This is a genomic window from Lentzea indica, from assembly GCF_012184385.1.
Lineage (GTDB): Bacteria > Actinomycetota > Actinomycetes > Mycobacteriales > Pseudonocardiaceae > Lentzea > Lentzea indica.
Genome location: NZ_VSRL01000046.1, coordinates 1 through 23228, shown reverse-complemented (window position 1 = coordinate 23228; position 23228 = coordinate 1). Strand labels below are relative to the sequence as shown.

At 67.3% G+C, this 23228-nt stretch carries 21 protein-coding genes and 1 pseudogene; 8 read left to right on the top strand and 14 right to left on the bottom strand.

Annotated elements, in window-relative coordinates; translation table 11 throughout:
* Nucleotides 1-77: 77 nt before the first annotated feature.
* The gene (locus tag FXN61_RS15535) at nt 78-1208 is read right to left on the bottom strand and encodes a BMP family lipoprotein (protein WP_167974574.1); all 1131 of its coding nucleotides are present in this window, start codon (nt 1206-1208) and stop codon (nt 78-80) included.
* 612 nt (nt 1209-1820) lie between these two features.
* Between FXN61_RS15535 and sdhC the strand changes: the two genes are divergently transcribed.
* The 5 genes from sdhC (at nt 1821) to FXN61_RS15510 (ending at nt 8792) form a co-directional block, all read left to right on the top strand.
* Nucleotides 1821-2243: a succinate dehydrogenase, cytochrome b556 subunit gene (gene sdhC / locus FXN61_RS15530; protein WP_167974524.1), complete on the top strand. Its 423-nt coding sequence runs from the start codon at nt 1821-1823 to the stop codon at nt 2241-2243.
* 2 nt (nt 2244-2245) lie between these two features.
* Nucleotides 2246-2653: a succinate dehydrogenase hydrophobic membrane anchor subunit gene (locus tag FXN61_RS15525; RefSeq protein WP_376770652.1), complete on the top strand. Its 408-nt coding sequence runs from the start codon at nt 2246-2248 to the stop codon at nt 2651-2653.
* A gap of 22 nt (nt 2654-2675) precedes the next feature.
* The gene (gene sdhA, locus FXN61_RS15520; protein ID WP_167974522.1) at nt 2676-4430 is read left to right on the top strand and encodes a succinate dehydrogenase flavoprotein subunit; all 1755 of its coding nucleotides are present in this window, start codon (nt 2676-2678) and stop codon (nt 4428-4430) included.
* Complete coding sequence (locus tag FXN61_RS15515; protein ID WP_167974520.1) at nt 4430-5212, top strand: succinate dehydrogenase iron-sulfur subunit; 783 nt, start codon at nt 4430-4432, stop codon at nt 5210-5212. Before sdhA ends, FXN61_RS15515 begins: the two co-directional genes overlap by 1 nt.
* Nucleotides 5213-5345: 133 nt before the next feature.
* Nucleotides 5346-8792, top strand: coding sequence for an NB-ARC domain-containing protein (locus FXN61_RS15510; RefSeq protein WP_167974518.1), 3447 nt, complete (start codon nt 5346-5348; stop codon nt 8790-8792).
* Here the strand turns inward: FXN61_RS15510 and FXN61_RS15505 are convergent.
* Nucleotides 8747-9514 carry a hypothetical protein gene (locus FXN61_RS15505; protein WP_167974515.1) on the bottom strand — a complete coding sequence of 256 codons (768 nt, stop codon included), beginning with the start codon at nt 9512-9514 and terminating at the stop codon, nt 8747-8749. The genes FXN61_RS15510 and FXN61_RS15505 overlap by 46 nt on opposite strands.
* 282 nt (nt 9515-9796) lie before the next feature.
* Between FXN61_RS15505 and FXN61_RS15500 the strand changes: the two genes are divergently transcribed.
* Nucleotides 9797-10273 (top strand): hypothetical protein, encoded by a 477-nt coding sequence (locus FXN61_RS15500; protein WP_167974513.1) that lies wholly within the window; start codon nt 9797-9799, stop codon nt 10271-10273.
* A 96-nt stretch (nt 10274-10369) separates the two neighbouring features.
* Here the strand turns inward: FXN61_RS15500 and FXN61_RS15495 are convergent, their stop codons facing one another.
* Together FXN61_RS15495 and FXN61_RS15490 are read right to left on the bottom strand one after the other, a co-directional pair.
* Nucleotides 10370-10720 (bottom strand): hypothetical protein, encoded by a 351-nt coding sequence (locus FXN61_RS15495; RefSeq protein ID WP_167974510.1) that lies wholly within the window; start codon nt 10718-10720, stop codon nt 10370-10372.
* An 8-nt stretch (nt 10721-10728) separates the two neighbouring features.
* Nucleotides 10729-10956 (bottom strand): SCO4848 family membrane protein, encoded by a 228-nt coding sequence (locus FXN61_RS15490; RefSeq protein WP_167974508.1) that lies wholly within the window; start codon nt 10954-10956, stop codon nt 10729-10731.
* A gap of 61 nt (nt 10957-11017) precedes the next feature.
* On the opposite strand from FXN61_RS15490, the gene FXN61_RS15485 reads away from it, so the two are divergent.
* Nucleotides 11018-12283, top strand: coding sequence for a D-alanyl-D-alanine carboxypeptidase family protein (locus FXN61_RS15485; RefSeq protein WP_167974506.1), 1266 nt, complete (start codon nt 11018-11020; stop codon nt 12281-12283).
* Between the two features lie 67 nt (nt 12284-12350).
* On the opposite strand, the gene yhjD is transcribed toward FXN61_RS15485, so the two are convergent.
* From yhjD to FXN61_RS15440, 9 genes and pseudogenes are all read right to left on the bottom strand, one after another.
* Nucleotides 12351-13337 (bottom strand): inner membrane protein YhjD, encoded by a 987-nt coding sequence (yhjD, locus tag FXN61_RS15480; protein WP_312877758.1) that lies wholly within the window; start codon nt 13335-13337, stop codon nt 12351-12353.
* A 24-nt stretch (nt 13338-13361) separates the two neighbouring features.
* The gene (trpS, locus tag FXN61_RS15475) at nt 13362-14399 is read right to left on the bottom strand and encodes a tryptophan--tRNA ligase (RefSeq protein ID WP_312877757.1); all 1038 of its coding nucleotides are present in this window, start codon (nt 14397-14399) and stop codon (nt 13362-13364) included.
* Nucleotides 14400-14426: 27 nt separating this feature from the next.
* Nucleotides 14427-14618 (bottom strand): hypothetical protein, encoded by a 192-nt coding sequence (locus tag FXN61_RS15470; protein WP_167974504.1) that lies wholly within the window; start codon nt 14616-14618, stop codon nt 14427-14429.
* A 123-nt stretch (nt 14619-14741) separates the two neighbouring features.
* Nucleotides 14742-17209, bottom strand: a pseudogene (locus FXN61_RS15465) (bifunctional FO biosynthesis protein CofGH).
* A 116-nt stretch (nt 17210-17325) separates the two neighbouring features.
* The gene (locus FXN61_RS15460) at nt 17326-18984 is read right to left on the bottom strand and encodes a TIGR03767 family metallophosphoesterase (protein WP_167974502.1); all 1659 of its coding nucleotides are present in this window, start codon (nt 18982-18984) and stop codon (nt 17326-17328) included.
* Between the two features lie 132 nt (nt 18985-19116).
* Nucleotides 19117-19461 (bottom strand): HepT-like ribonuclease domain-containing protein, encoded by a 345-nt coding sequence (locus tag FXN61_RS15455; RefSeq protein WP_167974500.1) that lies wholly within the window; start codon nt 19459-19461, stop codon nt 19117-19119.
* On the bottom strand, nt 19451-19759 hold the full coding sequence (locus FXN61_RS15450; protein ID WP_167974498.1) for a nucleotidyltransferase family protein: 309 nt from the start codon (nt 19757-19759) through the stop codon (nt 19451-19453). Before FXN61_RS15450 ends, FXN61_RS15455 begins: the two co-directional genes overlap by 11 nt.
* A 47-nt stretch (nt 19760-19806) precedes the next feature.
* Nucleotides 19807-20601: an exodeoxyribonuclease III gene (locus tag FXN61_RS15445; RefSeq protein WP_167974497.1), complete on the bottom strand. Its 795-nt coding sequence runs from the start codon at nt 20599-20601 to the stop codon at nt 19807-19809.
* Between the two features lie 11 nt (nt 20602-20612).
* Nucleotides 20613-20831 carry a hypothetical protein gene (locus tag FXN61_RS15440; protein ID WP_167974495.1) on the bottom strand — a complete coding sequence of 73 codons (219 nt, stop codon included), beginning with the start codon at nt 20829-20831 and terminating at the stop codon, nt 20613-20615.
* A gap of 167 nt (nt 20832-20998) precedes the next feature.
* On the opposite strand from FXN61_RS15440, the gene FXN61_RS15435 reads away from it, so the two are divergent.
* Nucleotides 20999-21313, top strand: a complete 315-nt coding sequence (locus FXN61_RS15435; protein WP_167974493.1) for a hypothetical protein — start codon at nt 20999-21001, stop codon at nt 21311-21313.
* Nucleotides 21314-21340: 27 nt separating this feature from the next.
* On the opposite strand, the gene FXN61_RS15430 is transcribed toward FXN61_RS15435, so the two are convergent.
* Nucleotides 21341-23228, bottom strand: a 1888-nt coding sequence (locus FXN61_RS15430) for a helix-turn-helix transcriptional regulator (RefSeq protein WP_167974491.1), incomplete at its 5' end; no start/stop codon positions are given.

Sequence of the window (23228 nt, the reverse complement as noted above, 5' to 3'; positions counted from 1 at the left end):
TCGAGTGCCCCTCCTACCACGCACCAGGCCCTGTGAGGGCAAGTCCTCACAGGGCCCGGTAGCTGTGGGTCTTCGCGTTACGGCTTGTCCGCGACCTTGATCTTGCCCTCGATGATCTGGGCCTTGTAGCCCTCGAGGATGCCCTGCAGCTTCGCGTCGATCTTGCCACCCGACGTGGCGTAACCGACACCGTTCACCTTCAGGTCGAAGACCTTCGGCAGCGACGTGAGGTCGTTCTTCGCGACGGCCTTGATGAAGTCGTACACCGCGACGTCGACGCGCTTGAGCATCGAGGAGACGATGACGTCCTTGGTGTCGGCGACGGTCGCCTGGTTGTACTGGTCGGAGTCGACACCGATCGCCAGCACGCCACCCTGCTTGGCGGCGGAGAAGACGCCCTTACCGGACGCACCCGCGGCCTGGTAGATCACGTCGGCGCCCTTGTCGATCTGGCCCTTGGCGGCTTCCTGGCCCTTCGGCGCGTCCTGGAAACCCGTGAAGTCACCGGCGGGGGTGATGTACTTCTTCTCGATCTGGATCTTCGGCGCGGCGGCCTTGGCACCCTGGAAGTAGCCGGCCTCGAACTTCTGGATCAGCGGGATCTCGACGCCGCCCACGAAGCCGACGTGGCACTTCTTGCTCTGGTACGCGGCGATGACGCCGGCCAGGAAGGAGCCCTCCTGCTCGGCGAACAGCAGCGGCGTCACGTTGGTCGCGCCTTCGACGACGGAGTCGACCAGGCCGAACTTGACGTTCGGGAACTGCGGCGCGACGACCTTCATCGACTCGGCGTAGGCGAAGCCGACACCGATGATCGGGTTGAAGCCCTCGGTGGCCAGCTGGCGCAGACGGGTCTGCTTGGCGGACTCGTCCTCGTTCGGCGCGGCGGAGAGCTCCCTGGTGTTCTCCTTCTTGACGCCGAAGTCGGTGAGGGCCTTGTCGAGACCGGCGGCGGCGGAGTCGTTGAACGACGCGTCGCCACGGCCACCGATGTCGTAGGCCAGACCGACCTTCAGCGCGCTGCCGTCCACCTTGTCACCGTTGGCGGCACTGGTGTTCGAGGTGGCAGGCGCGGTGGGAGGCGTGGCGTACTCGCAAGCGGCACCACTGCCGGTGTTCGAGTTGTTTCCGCCACCCGAGTCCTTCGCGCAGGCGGCCATAGTCATCACGCTGGTCAACGCGATCGCGGCGACCGCGACACCCCGCATACGACGACGCACGGCGCGTCTCCTCCCTGAGATTCCTCCCCAACGACGTTGTTGGGTCCTAGACGCGGCACCGTACCTCTTAGTAACCAACCCCGTTGCCGCCAGCACCTACAAAGACCCAAATCGGTTACGCATTCGACGCTTTGGCCGTACGAGTGGTGATCACTCGTGTTCGGCGCGTGGCGGAAAGGTCCTCGTCAGCCGCTTCGCCACACTGATCGTCGTCCAAACGGAGCAGTCCAGCGCGCCGGGCCGTCCACACCGATGACCTGGGATTCGGTGTTCGACGAAATTTCTTCGCCCGGCGTTGAACCGGTTGCGGGCTCGCGATCGTGTAGGGGGTGGCAAGTGCCCTTGCCGACGACGGCGGCCCGGACCAAGGCGGAGGTCCGGGCCGCCGTCCTCTTTTTCCCGGTACGCGCGCGCCACTTGTGGCGTGGACCGCATTTCGGGATCGATAAAGACCGCTTGGCCGATCGACAGCGTGTCTCATCGATCACAGAGCGGGTGCGCCTGCTGGGTCCGTCCCGACGTGCGGGACTAGGATTTTCCGGTCATGGTCGGGCAGAACTGTTCACCGACCACCACCACTGACGTTGGAGGCCGCGGCGCATGACCAGCGCAGGCGCACCCGAGCGGTCGGGCACCACCCGAGGGGGTGGGACGCTCTACCGCGGAGATCTGGGCATGTGGTCCTGGGTCGCCCACCGGATCACCGGTGTCCTCACGTTCTTCTTCCTCTTCACCCACGTGCTCGACACCGCACTCGTGCGGGTGTCGCCGAACGCGTACGACGCGGTGATCGAGACCTACAAGAACCCGGTCGTGAACCTCTTCGAGGTCGGCCTCGTCGGCGCCGTGCTCTACCACGCGCTCAACGGCATCCGGGTCATGCTGGTCGACTTCTGGGAGAAGGGCGCCAAGTACCAGCGGGTCATGCTCTGGACCGTGCTGGCCGTCTGGGTGGTCGTGATGATCCCCGGCTTCTACTTCATGATGGAGCGCACGATCTCCGAGCTGGTTGGGGGTCACTGACCATGTCTCTCGCACTCGACAAGCCCCGCCAGCCGCGCCGCCCCGCGGCCCGTCGCAGCAACGGCGAGCTCTACAGCTGGCTGTTCATGCGCCTTTCCGGCCTGCTGCTCGTGGTCCTGGTCCTGGGCCACCTGTTCATCATGAACATCCTCGACGGCGGTATCCACAAGATCAACTTTGGTTTCGTGGCCGGCCGCTGGGCGTCCCCGTTCTGGCAGTTCTGGGACCTCGCGATGCTCTGGCTCGCGCAGATCCACGGCGGCAACGGCGTGCGGACGATCATCAACGACTACGCCCGCAAGGACACCACCCGGTTCTGGTTGAAGATGCTGCTCTACGTCTCGATGGTGCTGATCGTCTCGCTCGGCACGTTCGTGATCTTCACCTTCGACCCGAACATCTCGAACTGACCCGCGCGGGGAGCCCACCACAATGCAGTTCCACAAGTACGACGTAGTCATCATCGGCGCTGGTGGTGCCGGAATGCGCGCGGCGATCGAGTCCGGCCAGCGCGCCCGCACCGCGGTGCTCACCAAGCTCTACCCCACGCGTTCGCACACCGGCGCGGCCCAGGGCGGCATGTGCGCCGCCCTCGCCAACGTCGAGGAGGACAACTGGGAGTGGCACACCTTCGACACGATCAAGGGCGGCGACTACCTGGTCGACCAGGACGCCGCCGAGATCATGGCGAAGGAGGCCATCGACGCCGTTCTCGACCTCGAGAAGATGGGCCTGCCGTTCAACCGCACGCCCGAGGGCAAGATCGACCAGCGCCGGTTCGGCGGGCACACGCGCAACCACGGTGAAGCCGCCGTGCGCCGCGCCTGCTACGCCGCGGACCGCACCGGTCACATGATCCTGCAGACGCTGTACCAGAACTGCGTCAAGCACGGCATCGAGTTCTTCAACGAGTTCTACGTCCTCGACATCTGCCTGACCGAGACGGAGAACGGCCCGGTCTGCACCGGCGCCGTCGCGTACGAGCTCGCGACCGGCGAGATCCACGTCTTCCAGGCCAAGTCCGTGGTGTTCGCGACAGGTGGTTTCGGCAAGGTCTTCAAGACCACGTCGAACGCCCACACGCTCACCGGTGACGGCATGGGCATCATCTTCCGCAAGGGCCTGCCGCTGGAGGACATGGAGTTCTACCAGTTCCACCCGACGGGCCTCGCGGGTCTCGGCATCCTGCTGACCGAGGGTGCTCGCGGCGAGGGCGCGATCCTGCGCAACGCCTCGGGTGAACGGTTCATGGAGCGCTACGCCCCGACCATCAAGGACCTGGCGCCGCGCGACATCGTGGCCCGCTCGATGGCGCTGGAGGTGCTGGAAGGCCGTGGCGCCGGCCCGAACAAGGACTACGTGCTGCTCGACTGCACGCACCTCGGCGCCGAGGTGCTGGAGACGAAGCTCCCGGACATCACCGAGTTCGCGCGCACCTACCTGGCCGTCGACCCGGTCGTCGAGCCCGTCCCGGTGTACCCGACCGCGCACTACGCGATGGGCGGCATCCCGACGAACATCCACGGCGAAGTGCTGCGGGACAACGACAACGTCGTCCCCGGCCTCTACGCCGCCGGTGAGTGCGCATGCGTCTCGGTGCACGGCGCGAACCGCCTCGGCACCAACTCGCTGCTGGACATCAACGTGTTCGGCCGCCGCGCCGGCATCGCCGCCGCGGAGTACGCGCTGTCGCGTGACGAGCACGTCGAGCTGCCGGAGAACCCGGCCGCTCAGGTCGAGGCTCAGGTCGCGCTCGCTCTGTCCGAGCACGGCCAGGAGCGCGTCGCGGACATCCGCACCGAGCTGCAGGCCACCATGGACGCCAACGCGTCCGTGTACCGCACGGAAGACACCTTGAAGCAGGCCCTGCACGACGTGCAGGCGCTCAAGGAGCGTTACGCCCACATCTCCGTGCAGGACAAGGGCAAGCGCTTCAACACGGACCTCCTGGAAGCCGTCGAGCTCGGCTTCCTGCTGGAGCTGGCCGAGGTCCTGGTGCACGGCGCACTGGCGCGCAAGGAGTCCCGCGGCGGACACGCCCGCGAGGACTACCCGAACCGCGACGACACGAACTTCATGCGCCACAGCATGTTCTACAAGCAGGGTGAGGGTCTGACCGCGGACATCCGCCTCGACTACAAGCCCGTGACCTTTACCCGGTACAAGCCGATGGAGCGCAAGTACTGATGACCGCCACCGCTGAAACCACCACTGGCTCGCGCGGCTCCCAGCCGCCGGTTCCGGACGGCGCTGTCACGGTCACCGTCAAGATCCGCCGGTTCAACCCGGAGTTCGACGACGAGCCGCGCTGGGACTCGTTCGACATCCCGGCGCTGCCCTCTGACCGCGTGCTGAACCTGCTCCACCACATCAAGTGGTACGTGGACGGCACGCTGACCTTCCGTCGTTCCTGCGCGCACGGCATCTGCGGTTCGGACGCCATGCGCATCAACGGCGTGAACCGCCTGGCGTGCAAGGTTCTGCTGAAGGACCTGCTGCAAAAGGGCGACAAGCACACCACGATCACCATCGAGCCCATCAAGGGCCTGCCGGTGAACAAGGACCTGCTCGTCGACATGGAGCCCTTCTTCGAAGCGTTCCGCGCCGTCAAGCCGTACCTCGTGACCTACGGCAACGAGCCGACGCGCGAGCGCATCCAGTCGGCCGCCGACCGCGAGCGTTTCGACGACACCACGAAGTGCATCCTGTGCGCCTGCTGCACGACCTCGTGCCCGGTCTACTGGACCGAGGGCTCGTACTTCGGCCCTGCGGCGATCGTGAGCGCGCACCGGTTCATCTTCGACTCGCGTGACGAGGGCGCTGAGGAGCGGCTCGACATCCTCAACGACATCGACGGCGTGTGGCGGTGCCGGACCACGTTCAACTGCACCGACGCCTGCCCGCGTGGCATCCAGGTCACCAAGGCGATCCAGGAAGTGAAGCGGGCGCTGCTGTTCAAGCGCGTCTGAGTTCGGGTTGCTTCGAGGCGCCGCGTTCCCGTTGGGGGCGCGGCGCTTCGCTTTGCGCGAGCCACCTCGTGTCGGCATGCACGCGTGGTAAGCCTTTCCGGACGCGCACGACCGGACCCATCGTGGAGCCACGTTGACGAAGCAGACATCGACAGCGGCAGCAGTCACCGTGATCAGCATCGCCGTGGCGATCGTCGTCAACGTGCTGACGTCGGGGTGGAGCTGGACGATCTTCGCGCTGCTCGCGGCACTGTCCGGCGTCTGGGTCGCGCTGGCGGTGTGGCAGGCCTCAGCCGGCCGGACCAAGCCTCTCGGAGCACCGGCGGTGACCTCGGCCAGCGGAATCGTTGCCAGGCCTGAGCTGTCGGGGAAGATCGTTCGCCTCCTGCTGGGCACCGGGAGTCGCAAGGTCGCCATCACGACCGGCCTGTGGGGCGCCGGCGGGTTCGGCAAGACGACGCTCGCCAAGGAGATCTGCGCAAACGACGAGATCGAGGCGGCGTTCGCAGGGAACATCTGGTGGGTCACCATCGGACAAGAGGTGCGCGGCGCAGCACTCGCCGACACGATCAACGGCGTCATCAAGTCCGTCGAACGTCAGAACCCCGGTTTCACCCAGCCGGAGCAGGCAGGCATGTACCTGGGTGCGCTGCTGAAGGAACGCGGCAGATCACTGCTCGTCGTGGACGACGTCTGGACCGCCGAGCAGTTGCGCCCGTTCCTCGATGCGGGCCGCGGCTGCACGCTTCTGGTGACCACCCGGTTTCCCGACCTCCTGCCGGACGACGCGGAGCCGGTCGAAGTCGACCAGATGAGACCCGAACAAGCACGGGCACTCATGAGCAGTGGCATCGCCGAACTGCCTGACTCCGTCAGCGAAAGTCTGCTCGAAATCACTGGACGATGGCCGCTCGCGCTCAGCCTGGCCAACGCCGCTCTGCGGCGTGCGGCTCGCAGCGGCGCCGACGTCACCGAGACGGCTCAAAAGCTGTTGCGAAGCTTGCAGGACCTGGGTCCGGCCGCGCTCGACGTGACTGACGCGGCCCGCCGGGACCGCACGGTCGCGACCACGCTCGAATCGTCGCTGGGCTTGCTCGGCGAACGTCGCGACCGTGTCGTCGAGCTGGCGATCTTCCCCGAGGACACGGAGATTCCGCGGGATCTGATCGCGTTGCTCTGGCGGCGCACCGCAGGACTGTCGTCCGACGAGACCGACCGGCTGTGTGCGGAGATCGTGGACCTCTCGCTGGCGACAGGTCAGCGTCGCGTCCGCCTGCACGACGTCATTCGTTCCTACCTGCGCCATGAATGCGGGCTCGACCGCCTCACCGTGTTGCACAACGCCCTTCTCGACGCTGTCGCCGCGACGCTTCCTCCGGATCCGGCCGGGTGGTGGCAGATTCCCGGCGAACAGGAACACCTGTGGCGCACCCTCGCCTACCACCTCACCGGTGCTCAACGGACCGAGGAACTCGCCGCGCTCGTCGAGGCCCCTGCCTGGCTCATCGGGAAGCTGCGGAGGTTCGGTCCGGTTGCCGTCGCCGAGGACGTCGCGCTCGTCGACAACGAGCACAGCCGTGAGCTCACCCGGTTCCTCGACCAACTGGGGCACATACTCACCCCAACCGTCCCCGAACACGCGGTGGTCAACGCCCTGGCTCATCGGCTCGCACACTATCCGGCGCTGAGCAAGCTGCACGAAGCCGCGATCGCGGAAACGCGAGGGGTGCCACGGCTCGTGCCGAGCGCTCCGATGCCGGATCTGCCCGACCCCGCGTTGAACCGGGTACTCACCGGTCACGACCGCGCCGTGAAAGGATGCGCCTTCTCTCCCACCGGAGCGTGGCTCGCCACAGTCGGCGCAGACAACACGATTCGTGTATGGGATCCGTCAAGTGGTCGGGTGTTGCAGGTCATCACCACAAACACCTGGCTGTTCAGCGAAAGTGCACTCTCGCCTGACGGCAGGTGGCTCGCGGTCGAAGGTTTCCGTTCAGTGGTCCATGTGTTCGACACCGGCACTTGGACAGTGCAGGCCGTTCTCGAAGGCCGCAGCGCGATCAGGTGTTTCACCTTCATGGCGGACAGCCGCACGCTGGTCGTGGCCGACGGGCGGAACCAGCTGATCGTGTGGGACGCGGTCACGGGAAAGAAGCTGCGACAGTTCAAGATCGAACAGGATCTCGGGCACTGCGTCGCGCTGACCGGCACAACGGTATTGGGTGTCGATGACGGCCTGGTCAGGCTGTGGGACATGGACACCGGTAAGTACGCCACGTTCACCGAGCTGCAGACGAGCTACTCGGTCGACAGCACTGCGGTGGACCCGAGTCACCGCTTCGCAGCGCTTGCCGGCAACTTCGGTCTCGCCGTGCACGACCTGGCCCGGCCCGGCCAGCCCGCGCGCATGCTGAGGCACCACACCGATCTGACCGCGGTCACCTTCTCCCCGCGTGGAGACTTGCTCGCCACCGGTGACGACAAAGGCATGATCACCATCTGGAGCGTCGCGGAGTGGTGTCCGGTCGGACAGATCGCCGCCCACGGCTCAGCGATCAACGCTCTGGCCTTCTCTCCCGACGGTTCCACGCTCGCCTCGACGAGCGCCGACAGCACCGCACGGCTCTGGGATCCCACGCTGGCATCAGAACGGACGCAGCACACTGCGGCATCCACCTGTGCCGCGGCACCGGACGGCAGCTGGCTGGCAATCGGGACGCCGACGAGCACGATCATCCAGAGGCTCGCACCTCCCGAGCCCACACTGGAGCTCGAGTTCGCGAGCCGCGCCTACAGGCTCGTAGCGCTTCACGGCGGCGAGCAACTGCTGGTGGAACTGGTCAGCGAAATCCTCCTTTGCGACGCGAATGACTGGCGTGCCGGCCGAGTGCTGGCGCATCCCGAGGGCAACACGCTCGGCGCCGCCACCGGCGGTGGTTCATTCGTCTGCGCCGAATCCGGAGGGCAGGCTCTGTTGTGGGACGTCGACAAGTGGGGCCCGCCCAGGTTCGTCGTGGTCGACGGCGACTCGGTACGACTGGCCGACCGTCCGATGCCGGAAAGCCCACGCCGGGCCCTACCACTCCTGCGGCGATCGGCACCGCCGGAGATCGTCGGAGCAGCCGTCGCTCCGTCCGGTGGCTCAGTAGTGGTTGCCACCGACACCACGGTTTTCGTCCTCGCACCGGCCACGGGCGAGGCGATCGCGACTGTCGACGCAGGCACGCGGCCCACTGGAGCAATCGTTTCACCAGATGATCGCTGGCTGCTCGTCGGAGTCAAGGACGCCCTGCAGGTGTGGTGCACCGACACGTGGGCCCGCAAGACCGTCCTGACGGAAATCAGCTCCAACGTCGAGGGAGCCGCTTGGACGCCGGACCACTCCCTGGTCGCCGTGGTGACGAAAGACCAGATCGTCCGGATCTACGACGGTGCCGGCTGGCAGTGCCTCACCTCCATTCGCCTCGACGGCACGGTCGCCGGATGTGACTGGGCCGGAAACACCGACCTGGTGGTGGTCGGTGGGCACGGTGTCTACCGGTTCGACTTCCGCGGTGGGTCACCAGAAGTCGCGGAGTGATCGAGACGCACGATGCGCACCGGCGGCCGAGGGCGTGCCGCCGCAGCTGCGTGCGCTTTCTTCAGCTCCCGCGCAACCGCGTCCGGATTGTCGCGCAAGCGAGTCGGCAACGTCTGGACGACGAGGATTCCGGCTGCGGCATAACGGCTGTTGCGTGCGAGGGTCCGCTCGTAGTCACGCGGTCCGTAGTGGAAGGCCTTCGAGTCGATCTCCCAGGCCAGCCCCACGTCGTCGTACCAGGCATCCGGTCTGCCGATGATCAGGCCGTCGGAGTCGGCGATCGTGACGTTCCAGTGCGGTGTGGTCAGCCGGATCCGCCGCGAGAGCCGCCGCGCGTCCCGTTCCGCCACCGATTCCGCGCGCCCCAGTTCCTTCAGGACGGCACGGACTAGCTTCGTGCCATAGCGGTTGGTACGGGCCTCCGCACGGAGACTTTCGGGCGTGCAGCGGCCCTTTTGGATGGCTGCGGCGACCAGAGCCGTGGCCTCGTCGACCGAACGCATCTGGCGGCACGCGTCCACGACGGCCCGTTCCGCTCGCACGACCGGAAACCCGCCGACGTCGGCGGGCGGCGGCATCGGCGAGGCGCGTTCCACGATCAGCGAACCGCTGCCACGCACCGAACCCGGCACCAGCACGTGGATCTCGGCACCTCGAGCGGGCAGCCCGTGCCGGCGGCACGCCTCGGCGCCGCTGACCACGGCACCCGGCCCCGCACGCAACAGGGCCGCGGTGACCTGTTGGTCGCGCGTGGGCGGGCCGTGTGCAGCAGCACGACACCGGGGTACATGCGCTGCCACGGCCCGCCCGAGGCGCACCGCCGCCAGGGATCGGAGACACCCAGCGACTTCAATGCGCCGGCACTGATGACACCGAGATCGCTGCGTTCCCGCAGTTGGTCGATTCGCATGTCACCAGTGTGACGAGGACCACCGACAGTTTCTGACGGTCAGCGCCGGGAGACCCGCCTGGCGCGGTCGATCACCAACAGGAGCACGCCGCCTGTGAGGAGCAGCACGCCGAGCAGCAGGATCCAGCCGGTGGAAGCGCCGGTGCTGGCCAGGCGGTTGTCCTGGTGGCGCGGAGGCTTCGCGACCGGTTTGGTCGTCGTCGGTGGAGTGGTCGTCGTCGGCCGAGTCGTTGTGGTCGTCGAGGTCGGCGGCGACGTGGTGGTGCGCGTCGACGTGGACGTAGATGTTGACGTCGGTGGAGTGGTGGTGGACGAGGACGTTGTCGAACTCGGAGACGTCGTCGTCTCGGTGCATGTGGTGGTGGTCGTCGACGGCTTGGTCCAGGTGGACGGCTTCGTCGACGTGGGAGGTTCCTCACCTCTCGGCGAAGGCGTTCTCCACCCTGGACGTTCTTTCGGGCACCACGCAGCGGCGCACACCCGGCCATCTCCGGAGGCCGAGGCCTCCGGAGCGGCACCGTGCAGAGCGACGAACGTCAACACCGCGCCGGCGGTGAGCACACCGATATAGGCGATACGTGACATGGCACGATGCTTCCGCCCAAACACAGCACGTCGCGCGTGAAGTAGGCAGACGTCACCCACGCGTGCGCGCGACGTCCCCCGATCAGGTCCAGAAGACCGCGATGCCCACGTTCAGCACGACAAGTGAGGCGGCGGTCGGCAGCAGCCACGACGGGGCCTTGGGCTTGTTGACGGTGATCGCCACGACGGCGGCGATGGCCACGACGACCAGCAGCTTCACGCCGATCTTGATGTGGTCGTACTTCACGGAGTCGACCAGCGGGTCGATGCCGACCAGTGCCACGCCGGTGAGCAACTGCAGGGCGGCGCCGTGCAGCCAGCCCTTGTTGACCGGCGCGTCCTTGCCGGCCTTGGCCTGCAACATGATCATCGCGACGAGCATGCCCATGCCGAGCAGGTGCAGGAACACCAGCAGCAGGCGTACGAACTCCACAGCGTTTCCTATCGACGTCGAGTGGCCAGGAAGCCTCGCACGCCCAGCACCCCGATGACGGTGCCGAGCACGAGCGAGACGATCACGAGCACCAGGTGCACCGTGAAGAACGGGGTCGGTCCGTCGCTGAACGAACGGGGATCTTTCCAGATGTTCTTCAGGAACGTGGGCCAGATCACCCACGACCACACTCCGAAAGCCACCAGGAAGAGTGACATCGGGCGCGAGAGCTTCACAGCGACCAGTATCGGACGTGGTGCGTGCAAGACGCTAAACGGGGGTGGATAGCCTGGAGCCGTGCCCTTCACCAAACGGCTCATCGTCGCCCTGGTCCTAGCAACGGCCACAGCCGCGTTCGCCGCACCGACCGGCACCGCACAGCAGGCCGCCGGCTCGGCGCAGTGCGCGAACCGCGAGACCCCGCCGCCACCGGTGGACACGTCCGAGCAGCCCGCGCCCGGCCAGAAGGCGCCGACCCCGCTCGAAGTGCCGGAGAAACCCGTCGGTGGTGACCGGCTGGGCGAGTGCGGCCTGATCCTGCCGCCGAACTCGGCGCAGCCGCCGAGCGGCATCACCGCGGCCTCGTGGCTGCTCGCGGACATGGACAGCGGCGCCGTCATCGCCGCGTACGACCCGCACGGTCGTCAGCGCCCGGCGAGCGTCATCAAGGTGCTGCTCGCGATGGTGGTCGCCAAGGAGCTGCGCGGCGATCTCGTCGTCACCGCCACCGCCGAGGACACGCAGCAGGAATGCACCTGCGTCGGCCTGCGTGACGGCGGCCAGTACACGGTCCGTCAGCTGCTGCACGGCTTGCTGCTCACGTCGGGCAACGACGTGGCGCACACGCTTGCGCGCCAGCTCGGCGGCGTGCCGAACGCGCTGCGCAAGATGAACGCCATGGCCAAGGAGCTCGGCGCCCTCGACACCCGCGCCGTGACCCCGTCGGGCCTCGACGCCCCCGGCACCAGCACCTCCGCCTACGACGTCGCCCTGATCTTCCGGGGCGCGATGAAGTACGAGGAGTTCGCGCAGGCCATCAAGCTGCAGCAGGCGCAGTTCCCCGGTCGCAACGGCGGCACGATCATGCTGACGAACGACAACCGCCTGCTCACGAGCTATCAGGGCGCGCTCGGCGGCAAGTCCGGCTTCACCGACGACTCCCAGCACACCTACGCGGGCGCCGCCGAACGCAACGGCCGCCGCCTCGTCGTCGTCCTGCTGCGCGGCCAGCTGCAGCCCACGCACATCACGGCCCAGGCCGCGAAGCTGCTCGACTACGGCTTCGCCATGGGCCCCGGCGGCGTCGGCAAGCTCGTGGACGGCGCCCCGCAGCCGAAGCCGAAGGTCGTCCCCACCCAGGACAACCAACCCGCCGACGACGCGGCCGCCGCCAACTCCGGCACCGGCCGCCCGACGCCGACCGCGTTCGGCACCGTCGGCCTCCCCATCACGGCCGTGGCGGGCATCGGCCTGCTGGCCGCTGTGTTCCTCTACATCCGCAACAAGCGAGCCAAGGCGGCACGGGCACGCCGCCAGGCCGCGCAGGCGGCACAGGGCGTCTAGAACCCCAAAACGGACGGCCCCAGCGCTCAAGGCGCTGGGGCCGTTCGTTTTGGAACGCCCGCGCGTCCTAGCGGCGGCGCCACCGAAGACCGAGCAACGCCCCGACCACCGCACCGGCACCGAGCATCAACGACGGCGAAGGCCCGGACCGCACCGCGACCACGGGCCGAATCACCGCGGGCGGGGGCGCCGGAACCACCTCAGGCTCCCGGTTCTCCCGCGCCGTGGCCGTCCAAGCCGTGATGAACAGCAGGAACTGCGCCACGAGGTTCGCGAACACCAGAACACCGATCACAGACCCGAACGCGGCCGACGTGGGCGAGGTGGTCACGAACGACAGGAAGATCGTGGCCGCCTGCTTCAACACCTCGAACCCGATCGCCCCCGCGAACGCCCCGCGCAGCGCACTCCGCCACCCCACGGGCTTGCGGGGCAACCGCGCGAGCACCCAGAGGAACACCATCCAGTTCGCGAGCAGCGACAGGACGATCGAGCCGATCCGCAGCAGGACGTGCGCCCAGCCGGCGTTCTCCAGCCCCATCCACTCCAGCATCTGCTCCGCGAACCCGGAACCGAGCGCGGTGATGCCGAACGACAGCACGATCGCGAGACCCAGCCCGACCAACGCCAGCAGGTCGCGCCACAACGTGCCCAGGAACGGCAGGTTCTCCTTCGCGTGGCCCCATTGCGCGGTCAGGGCGTCGCGGAGGTTGCTCATCCAGCCCAGGCCGGAGTAGGCGGCTCCGAGCAGACCGATGATGCCGACAGTGCCCTTGGAGTCCAGGGCGGTGTTCACGGCGTCGTTGATCTGGCCGCGCAGCTGCTCGTCCGGCACGGCCTTGGCGATGCTGTCGCGCAGGTCGGCCAGCAGGTCCGGCTGGGACTGCAGCACGAAGCCCGCGACGGCGAAACCGATCATCAGGATGGGTACGAGCGACAGCACGCTGAAGTACGTCACCGCGGCGGCGTAGTGCGTGCCGTACCTCTCGGTGAAGCGCTCGTACGCCAACATGATGTGGTCGAGCCACGCGTACTTCCGCCGCCACTTGTCCACGACCAAGACGCTAGTGCAAGTGCACTACTCGGGCAGGACAAACCCGATCTTCTCGTACGAGCGGCGCAGCGTGACCGAGGCGACATCGCGGGCGCGCTCCGCGCCGCGGGCCAGGATCTTGTCCAACGACGCCACGTCGTCGAGGTACGTGCGGACGCGTTCCTGGACCGGCGTGACCCACTCGGTGAAGACCTCGCCGAGGTCCTTCTTCAGGTCGCCGTAGCCCTTGCCCTCGTAATCGAGAACCAGCGACTCGACCGTTCGCCCCGTGAGGGCCGAGTAGATCGTCAGCAGGTTCGAGACGCCCGGCTTGTTCTCGACGTCGAAGATGATCTCGCGGCCCGTGTCGGTGACGGCCGAGCGGATCTTCTTCGCCGAGCGCTTCGGGTCTTCCAGCAGCTCCACGACGCCGCCGGGCACCGACTTGCTCATCTTCGCCGTCGGTTCCTGCAGGTCGAAGATCTTGGCGGTGTCCTTGACGATGTACGCCTCCGGCAGGCGGAACGTCTTGCCGTACCGCGAGTTGAAGCGCGTCGCGAGGTCGCGGGTCAGCTCCAGGTGCTGGCGCTGGTCCTCGCCGACCGGCACGTAGTGCGCCTGGTACAGCAGGATGTCCGCGGCCTGCAGGATCGGGTAGGTGAACAGGCCCACGCCGACGGACTGCTCCTGGCGCGCGGACTTGTCCTTGAACTGCGTCATCCGCGCAGCCTCGCCGAAGCCGGTCATGCACTGCATGAGCCAGCCGAGCTGAGCGTGCTCAGGAACGTGCGACTGCACGAACAGCGTCGCGCGGTCGGGGTCGATGCCCAGCGCGAGCAGCTGAGCGGCCGAGACGCGCGTGTTCTGGCGCAGCTCCTTCGGGTTCTGCTCCACGGTGATCGCGTGCAGGTCGACGACGCAGTAGAACGCGTCGTGGTCCTCCTGCAGCGCCACCCACTGCCGCACCGCACCCAGGTAGTTGCCCAGGTGGAACGACCCGGCCGTTGGCTGGATGCCGGACAGGACGCGAGGGCGCTTGACGGGCGCGGTCGTGATCTCTGCGGGCGCGTTCTCGGTGGACACGAACGAAATCTTCTCAGACCAGGTGAATCAGTTCTGCGCGGTGTCCTGCTGGACCAGGTCGACGCGCTGGTTCGCCGCCGAGACCGTGGCCGGCTTGCGCCGCTTGACCAGGCCGTACACCAAACCGCCCACACCCGCCGTGACCGCGATCAGACCCACGGGACCAGCAGCGGTGCCGGTCATGCTGCTCTCAACCGCAGCACTCAGCACCAGACTCATGCCTTGCACTTGCCGAGCCTCCCCAAGGCACAGATCCACCCCGGAACGGGTGAACCTTGCTGACTGATTGGCCGCCAAGCTACCGAAGGCCGGTAGCGTCGATGCGCCGAAACAGACTATCGGTCACTGTTGATCGATCCGCACTCGCCCATATGTCGTAGTCCGCTGACGGGCGTTACGCCCTGCGAGCGAAGCCAGGGTTTCAAGCTCACGCACAGTACGCGCGGACCCGTGCTCGGACCCGGCCATGCGGCTGATGGTCTCCTCCATCAACGTGCCGCCGATGTCGTTCGCACCGCCGTTGAGGATCTCCGCGGTGCCCTCGTCGCCGAGCTTGACCCACGAGCACTGGATGTTGTCGATCCGCCCGTGCAACGCCAGCCGCGCGAACGCGTGCACGGCCCGGTTGTCGCGGCGGGTGGGGCCGGGGCGGGCGACGCCGGCGAGGTAGATCGGGGCGTTGCGGTGCACGAACGGCAGCGCGACGAACTCGGTGAGCCCGCCGGTCCTGTCCTGGAGGTTCGCCAGCACGCGGAAGTGGCTGAGCCAGTGGCCGGGGTGGTCCACGTGGCCGTACATCATCGTCGACGATGAACGAATGCCCAGCTCATGGGCTGTTCCGACGACGTCGAGCCAGGTCGCGGTCGGCAGCTTGCCCTTGGTCAGCACCCACCGCACGTCGTCGTCGAGAATTTCGGCCGCCGTACCGGGAATCGTGTCCAGGCCGGCTTCCTTCAACTCGGTCAGCCACTCGCGCACGCTCACGCCCGCCTTCGCCGCGGCGGAGACGATCTCCATCGGGCTGAACGCGTGCACGTGCATCTCGGGCAGACGCTTCTTGATCGCGCGCACGACGTCCGCGTAGTAGGTCACCGGCAGTTTGGGGTCGATGCCGCCCTGCATGCAGACCTCGGTGGCACCCGTGTCCCACGCCTCCTGCGCGCGGTCGGCGACCTCTTCCGCCGAGAGCCGGAACGCGTCCGCGTCGCGCTCGCGTTGAGCGAAAGCGCAGAAACGGCAACCGACGTAGCAGACGTTCGAGAAGTTGATGTTCCTGTTGACCACGTACGTGACGTCGTCGCCCACGACCTCGCGCCGCAGATCGTTGGCGAGGCGGGTCATCTCTTCGAGTGCGTCGCCGTCGGCGGTGAGGAGGGCCATCGCGGCCTCGGTGTCACCGAGCAACGCGGCCGGATCGTTCGCTGCGATCTTCAGTCCACGTTGGACGTCTTCGGGAAGCCGTTGCGGCGCAACAGGAATCTTCAGCTCGTCCCAGTCGCCGTAGACCTCGTCGAAGTCGCCGCGCCGGTCGCCCGTGCGGCCTTCGGTGTCGATCGCGGTGTTCAGGTCCGCGCGGCCAAACGTGTCGAGCCCGCCGTCCGGTTCTTGCCACTCACGGCCGACCACTTCAGCGTCGGGGTTCGCGAGCCCGCTTTCCAACGCCAGCGCGGAAACATGCGCGGTGAGCCGGGTGTCGATCCATTGCCCCGCCGCCGCACGGACGTAGCGCGGGTAGACGTTCAGCCGTTCCTGCAAGGAAAACCGGCCTCACGGGTGATGTCGACGAGCTTGTCGACCTGCGGCCAGGGCTTCTCGGGGTTCACGTGGTCCGGCGTGATCGGCGAGACGCCGCCCCAGTCGTCGACGCCCGCGCGCAGCATCAGGTCGAACTCCTCGCCGACCAGGTTCGGCGGCGCCTGCACGCTCACGGTCGAAGGCATCACAAGGCGCGCAACGGCGATCGTGGCCGCGAGCTCGGTCAGGTCGGCGTCGGGCATGCCGCGCATCGCCGTGTCCGGCTTGGCGCGGAAGTTCTGGATGATCACTTCCTGGATGTGCCCGTACTGCTTGGCGACCTGACGCATCGCGAGCAGCGACTCCGCGCGCTCAGCGATGGTCTCGCCGATGCCGATCAGGATTCCGGTGGTGAAGGGAACGTTCACGCGTCCCGCGTCGGTGAGGACGCGCAGGCGGACAGCGGGTTCCTTGTCAGGGCTGCCGTAGTGCGGGCCGCCCTTCTCGCTCCACAGCCGCTCGGCGGTGGTCTCCAGCATCATGCCCATGCTGGACGCGACAGGGCGCAGCCTGGTCAGTTCCTCCCAGCTCAGCACGCCGGGGTTCAGGTGCGGGAGCAGACCGGTTTCCTCAAGCACCGCAATGGCACTGGCCCGCACGTAGTCCAAAGTGGACTCGTAACCACGTGCCTCCAGCCACTCCTTCGCGGCCGGCCACCGGTCCTCCGGCCGGTCCCCGAGCGTGAAGAGCGCTTCCTTGCACCCTTGAGCCGCCCCTGCGCGGGCGATCTCCAGCACCTCGTCGCGTTCGAGGAACGCCGCGGGCAGCTTGTGCGGCACGGTCGCGAACGTGCAGTAGTGACACCGGTCCCGGCACAGCCTGGTCAGCGGGATGAACACCGACCGGCTGTACGTGACGATCCCGGGACGCCCCTCGGCGAGCAAGTGCGCGTCCCGCACCTTGCCCGCCGCGGTCAACAGCGCGTCCAGATCATCCCCGCGCGCATGCAGCAACACGGCAGCCTCGGTCGCGTCGAGCACGGCACCGTCAGCGGCCCGGCGCAGCGCACGCCGCATGGCCGCCGCGCTCGGACTGGGCTGCGGTGGGGTTACTGAGATGTCCACTGCCACGTCAACGACCTTAGGCCGCTTAAATTCCTGATCAGTTGTGATGCGCTGTGGGACATCCCACTTCAGCGCACCGCGACGAGCAGTTCCGTGTTCCGGTCCAGCGGCGTGCCCAGCGGGTTCGTCCGCGAGTGGATGTCGTTGTAGGTGAACTCCCTGCACAGGCTGGCAAGCCCTGTATCGGTCCGGTCGTCGTAGTCCACCTGGTACGGCGCATCGGCCTCCAGCAACGTCGTGAACAGCGACAACGTGCCGTCCCCGTTGTCAGCCACCTCGATCACGCGGGCGTGCTGCGGGTAGTCGACGTGCGCGGCAGTGTTGATCTCCCAGAAGCTCCGCGACGGCGTGCTGTGCCGGTGCGGCGTGATCACGTTGCGGTGCGTGTGGCCGTTGACCCACGCCAGCACGTTCGGGAACCGGTGAAGAAGATCGACCAGCGCGTTGCCGTTCATTCGCGGGTCCAGCGGGCGACGCCGGTCCGGCAGAACGTTGCCCATCGTCTTGCTCGTGTGGTGGCTGAACAGCACGAACAGCTCGTCGGTGACGTTCTGCCGTGTCGGCCTGCCGAGCCAGTCGTAGTAGAGCGAGCTGTTGCGCTTGAGAGTCTTCTCGATCCAGTTGAGCTGGTGCAGCCCGATCGAGCCCTCGGAGAACCCGGCGAGGTTCGTCGTGTCCATGCTGATGCCGGTGACGCCGGGCGCCATCCGGAACGTGTAGAAGACGTCGACACCGTCCGCGTTCGCCTCGGTGTAGCCGTGTCCACCCGTCGGCAGGTGCTTGCGCACGAACTGACCGGTGTCGAACAGCCTGCGACGGTCATCGGGCGTCACGGTCCTTATTGCGCCGCCGTTCGCGATAATGGCCAACGCCTCGGGCACAGCCGTCGGGTCGGTGAAGGCCTTCGCGACCTTCGCGTTCTGCACGGGGTCGCCGAGCCCGACGATCTTCTTGCGTCCCGTGTACCAGCTGTCGAGCAGCCCATCGGGCAACGCGCCGACCACGCTGTCGTCGTGGTTGCCGATGGTGGCGTACCAGGGGATGTTCAGGCCGGGGCTGGTGAACTCGCGGACCGCGGCATCGAGCAGTCCGCTGAGCTGCGGGAAGCCCGCCGCCTTGTAGTCGTCGCTGCCACTGAGGTCTGGCTGCCAGAACGTCTTGATACCCGCGTTTTGCACGCCTTCGTACCTGGAGTCACCGGTGTTGGGCGTGATCCGGCCGCCGTTGAGGATCGTGAGGAACCAGTCGAGCTCGACGTGCTCGTGGTTGTCGGTGTTGTCGCCGGTCGTCATGAGGAAGTCGAACGGCCTGCCGGTCAGCGGACCTCGGCGCACGGCGTTGACGCGCTTGACGAGCGACGTCGACCCTTGCGCCGTGAGCGCCTCCTGCGGCCGGTGCGCGCTGGACCCCATGATCGGGTGCAGGTACTCGAACCGCAGCGGGCTCTGCGCGTCACAGATGTGCATGTCGGAGAACTGCACGAAGCTGGTCAGGGCTTGGCGCCGTGCTTCGCGGCCTGCTTTGGCCTGGATGATGTCGTTGCGCACGACGGTCGGCCAGCCCGGGCCTGCCGCGAGCCTGCGGTAGCCGCTGGTGCCGACCGGTACGGCTGTGGTGTCGAGTGTGGTGCCTGCGGTCGAGGCAATCGCTTGCGTGTCCAGGAGTGGCACGCCTGCGGCGCCCACGCCCATGGCCAGGAGGAATGAACGCCGCTTGAAGCCCGTCATGAACGCCCCCGATTCATCGATGCTGAATCGTGTTCATGTTCGGGGAGCTGGTGGGTTAAATCGAGCCGTCAGGTGGGGGACAAGAGCGATAAAGGCTGGTCGGGCTGGGTCAGTCGGAGTAGACGACGGTGCTCAACCGAGCCCCGCGAGCAGCTGATGCAACCGCTCCTCCAGCTGTGGCCGCTTCTCGGTGAGCACCTGCCAAACGAGCGCATCGTCCACGCTGGCATAGCCGTGGATCAAGATGTTGCGGAAGGCGACGATGCGAGACAGGTCCGGTATCGCCGCAGCGAGTTCCGGGGAGACCTTGGACAGGTTGTTCAGCGCCTCACCGATGATCTCGAACTGCCGCTCGACTGCCGACCGCAGCATCGCGTCACCCAGGTAGTCCGTGAAGGACTTGCCGCTGCTGAACTCGGCCAACAGCTCGGCAGCGTGCAAGGCATCCCACAAGTACGTGCGGGGATCACGCCGCATACAGGTTTTCCTTGCTGTCCATGACCTGCTGCCGGAAGTACGGGTTGCGGATGCTGCCGCTGATCACCAGGTCAACAGGCCTGTCGAGGATCCGCTCCAGCCCTTCCTTCAACGCGAAGTAGGTGCCGAAGTGATCAAAGCCGTGCCCGATCTCAAAGTCGACGAGAATGTCCACATCGCTGGTCGCCACGTCGAACGAGTCACTGACCGCCGACCCGAACACGTCAAGCCGCCGAACGCCCAGCGCCCGGCACAGCTCCTCGATCTCGGCCAGCTTGGCCGTCACGACCTCGTGCACCCTCGCCACCTCCTCAAACACGATTGTGCCTGATCTCCGGCGTTGGGTCAGTCCGAGTACACGACGGTGACAGGGGCGTGGTCCGACCAGCGCTCCGCGTACGTCGCAGCCCGCTCCACCACCGCAGACGAAGCCCGAGCCGCCAGCCCGTCCGTCGCCACGTGGTAGTCGATCCGCCAGCCCGAGTCGTTGTCGAAGGCCTTGCCGCGGTACGACCACCACGAGTAAGGCCCGGTGACATCAGGGTGCAGCGCGCGCACCACGTCGTTGTATCCCGACGCGAACACCGAGGTCATCCACTCCCGCTCGTACGGCAGGAAGCCGGACTCCTTCTGGTTCGTCCGCCAGTTCTTCAGGTCTGCCTGCTGGTGCGCGATGTTCCAGTCACCACACACGAGCACCTCACGGCCCGACACGGCCGCCTTCTCACGCAGCGACACCAGGTACGGCAGGAAGGCCGCCATGAAGCGGTCCTTCTCGTCCTGCTTCTCGGTGCCGACGTCGCCGGAGGGCAGGTACAAGGACCCCACAACGACGTTGGGCAGCTCGATCTCCACGTACCGGCCGCTCGACTCGAACTCCGCGGTACCGAAGCCCACACGCACCGACGAGGGCTCGACGCGCGACATGATCCCCACGCCAGCGCGGCCCTTCAACGACGACGGCGCGTACACGCCGTGCCAGCCCGTGGGCGAGTGGACGTCCGAAGGCAGCTCGTCAGGTTCCGCGCGGACTTCCTGCAGGCACACCACATCGGCGGAGGAAGTCTCCAGCCACGAGAGGTAGCCCTTCTTCGCGGCAGCGCGCAGACCGTTGACGTTGATCGTGGAGACCGTGAGCACGACCGAGGAGCCTACTTGGAGGCCAGACCCCACGGCTTCGGGTACTCGGCGCCGCAGCCGGCGCAGTGGGCCGTCAGGTCCAGATACCCCACGATGGTCGCCATCTCGTCGCGGGGCAGCGCGAGCTGGCGCTGGCCGTCGATCTCGGTGTAGAGGCCCTGCCACTCGGGCTCGCAGGAGCACTGCGTGACGGCCTTGCCTCTGCCCCACCGAAACATGTTCCGCAGCATGCCCACAAGTTTGCCACACGCCACCGAAGTCGTTGCCCAATGCAAAGCCGCACTTCGGCGAGAACGAAAACTTGAAACCGAACCCTTGAGCGTGCGGATCATGCTGGGCCACATTTCAACCGGGCCCAGGAAATCTCCCCGAAGCACGAAGGCATCAAGGAGAACAAATGAACGCGATCAAGGGTGTTCTCGTCGGTCTCGCCGCCACCGCCGTGCTGTTCGGTGGTGCCGCCCAGGCTGTCGCCGCGCCGACGACGAACCAGTCGGCCGAGGCCGCGGCAAACGTGACCGGCGAGGTCGTCGCGGTCGTCAAGGGCAAGTCCATCAAGGTGAAGGTCGACGCCTCCACGACGGTGGACGTGGACTACAGCCTCACGCAGACCATCATCTCCGGTGAGCTGAAGGTCGGTGCGTCGGTCGACGTGAACGGCAAGAAGGTCGGCGGCAAGATCTTCGCGTCGGGCATCGTCGTCATCAAGTAACGCCCAGGGAAAAGGCCGGCGCCGCCCTCACGCGCCGGCCTTTTCCAATGCCGCCGCCAGGTCTCGCCTCCCGGAAATACCCAGTTTTCGATACGCGCGCGTCAGATGCAGTTCAACGGCTCGTGGCGTGACGAACAGTTCCGCCGCGATTTGCCGGTTGGTCAGGCCGTGCACGGCGCGCCGCACGATGTGTTCCTCCTGCGCGGTGAGCACCGAACCCGACGGCGTGCGGGCCGGGCGGCCGCCTGCCCTGCGCAACTCCCGTGCCGCGAGTCCCATCAACGGGATCGCGCCGCACCTCTTCGCCACGTCGTGGCCCTGCCGCAACGCCGCCAGCGCCTCCGGGCCGCGGCCCGACGAGCGCAGCGCGACACCCCAGTCGACCAGCGCCCGCGCCAGCTCCAGGCGGGGCGGGGAAGCGCGCAGCGTCGACACCGCCTCTTCCAGCAACGCGACATCTCCAGTCACGACACCGGAAACCCGCAGTGCCACGCCGATCGGCACCGCGAGACCCCAGTCGCGCGCCAGTTCCAGCTCCTGCGCGGCCAACCGCAACGCGCTGTCCCAATCCCCCAACGCCAAGTGCGCCAACGCCGCGTGCGAGCGCCACGGCTGCAATGACGGGTTGCGCGCGCCACGGCGTTCCATCCGCCGGCCGCAGTCGAGGTGGTCGCGCAACGCCAGAACGGGGTCGCCGAGAGCCATGTGCAGACGGCCGCGCTGGTGCAGAAGTGCGTGGTAGTGCGCGTACTCCGGCACGTCGCCGTCGAGCTCGCGTTCGCGCACGAGCCGCAACGCCGACGTCGTGTCGCCGGTGTCGACCCAGGCGCCGACCAGGCCGGCCACCGCCACGACGACGTTGCCGTCCTGGTTGGCTCCCAACGCATCGAGCCTCGACAGCGACGCGATGCCGAGCTGTTCCGCGGCAGGCAACGCGCCCAGCCGCCGCGCCACGTGACACCGCAGTCCCTGCACCAGAGCCGCGCACACGGCGAGATCGCGTTCGGACGTCACCCGCAGCGCCTCCTCGCACTGCCGGTCGGCCTGCTCGTACTCGTCGATGCCGATCAGCGCCACGATCATGTGCGCGAACGAGAACTGGTCGATCAGGTCGCGACCAATGGACAACGGCAACGACGACTGCACGCGCCGCCGAGTCTCCCCGGGGTTGGTGCCAACGGAAGCACCCCGGTACGCCAGGACCGCGTTCAGGAACCGCTCGTTGCGCGCCGAGGTCATGCGCGAGCCCGACAACCGGGCGATCCGCGTCTCCACCTCGCTGGAGAAGAACGACTCCTCCAAGCCCAGCGACAACGCGTACAAATCCAGCCGTTGAGCCAAATCCGCGTCGACACCGGACACGCGCGCGATCACCGACTCGACCTTCGCGACCGCGTCCCGGTACAGCCGCCGCCCGGCGAGGTCGTAGGCGAGCAACAGCGCCATCCGCCCCTCCGCCATCACGTCCATCGACGCGCTCGCGGCCTTGTTCAACGACGCGATCGCCGCGCCCGGATCGACCAGCGACTGCGCCTCGCTCAGCTCGACCAGCACCTCGCCGCGCAGATCGTCGGGCAACGGCTCGCGCAAAAGCCTTCGCAGACAGGCGATCGCTTTGTCCGGAGTGGACCGTCGAGCCGCGATGCGCAGCACGTCCCGCACCCAGTCCTCTCCGATCGGCGCGGCCTCGAGCAGATGCGCGGCGACGTCGTCGATCGGCGCCTGGTCGTCGTGCCGGAACCGCGCCGCCCGTGCGTGGATCGCGGCCCTGTCCAGCGCGGTGGTGCTCTGCGCCATCGTCGTCAGCACCATCGGCACACCCGCGAAACCCAAGCCGTGCAACGCCCGTGACGCGTCGACCGCCTCCTGCGGTGCAGATCGGCCGCCGCGCCCGCCAGCGCCAGGAACGCCGCCG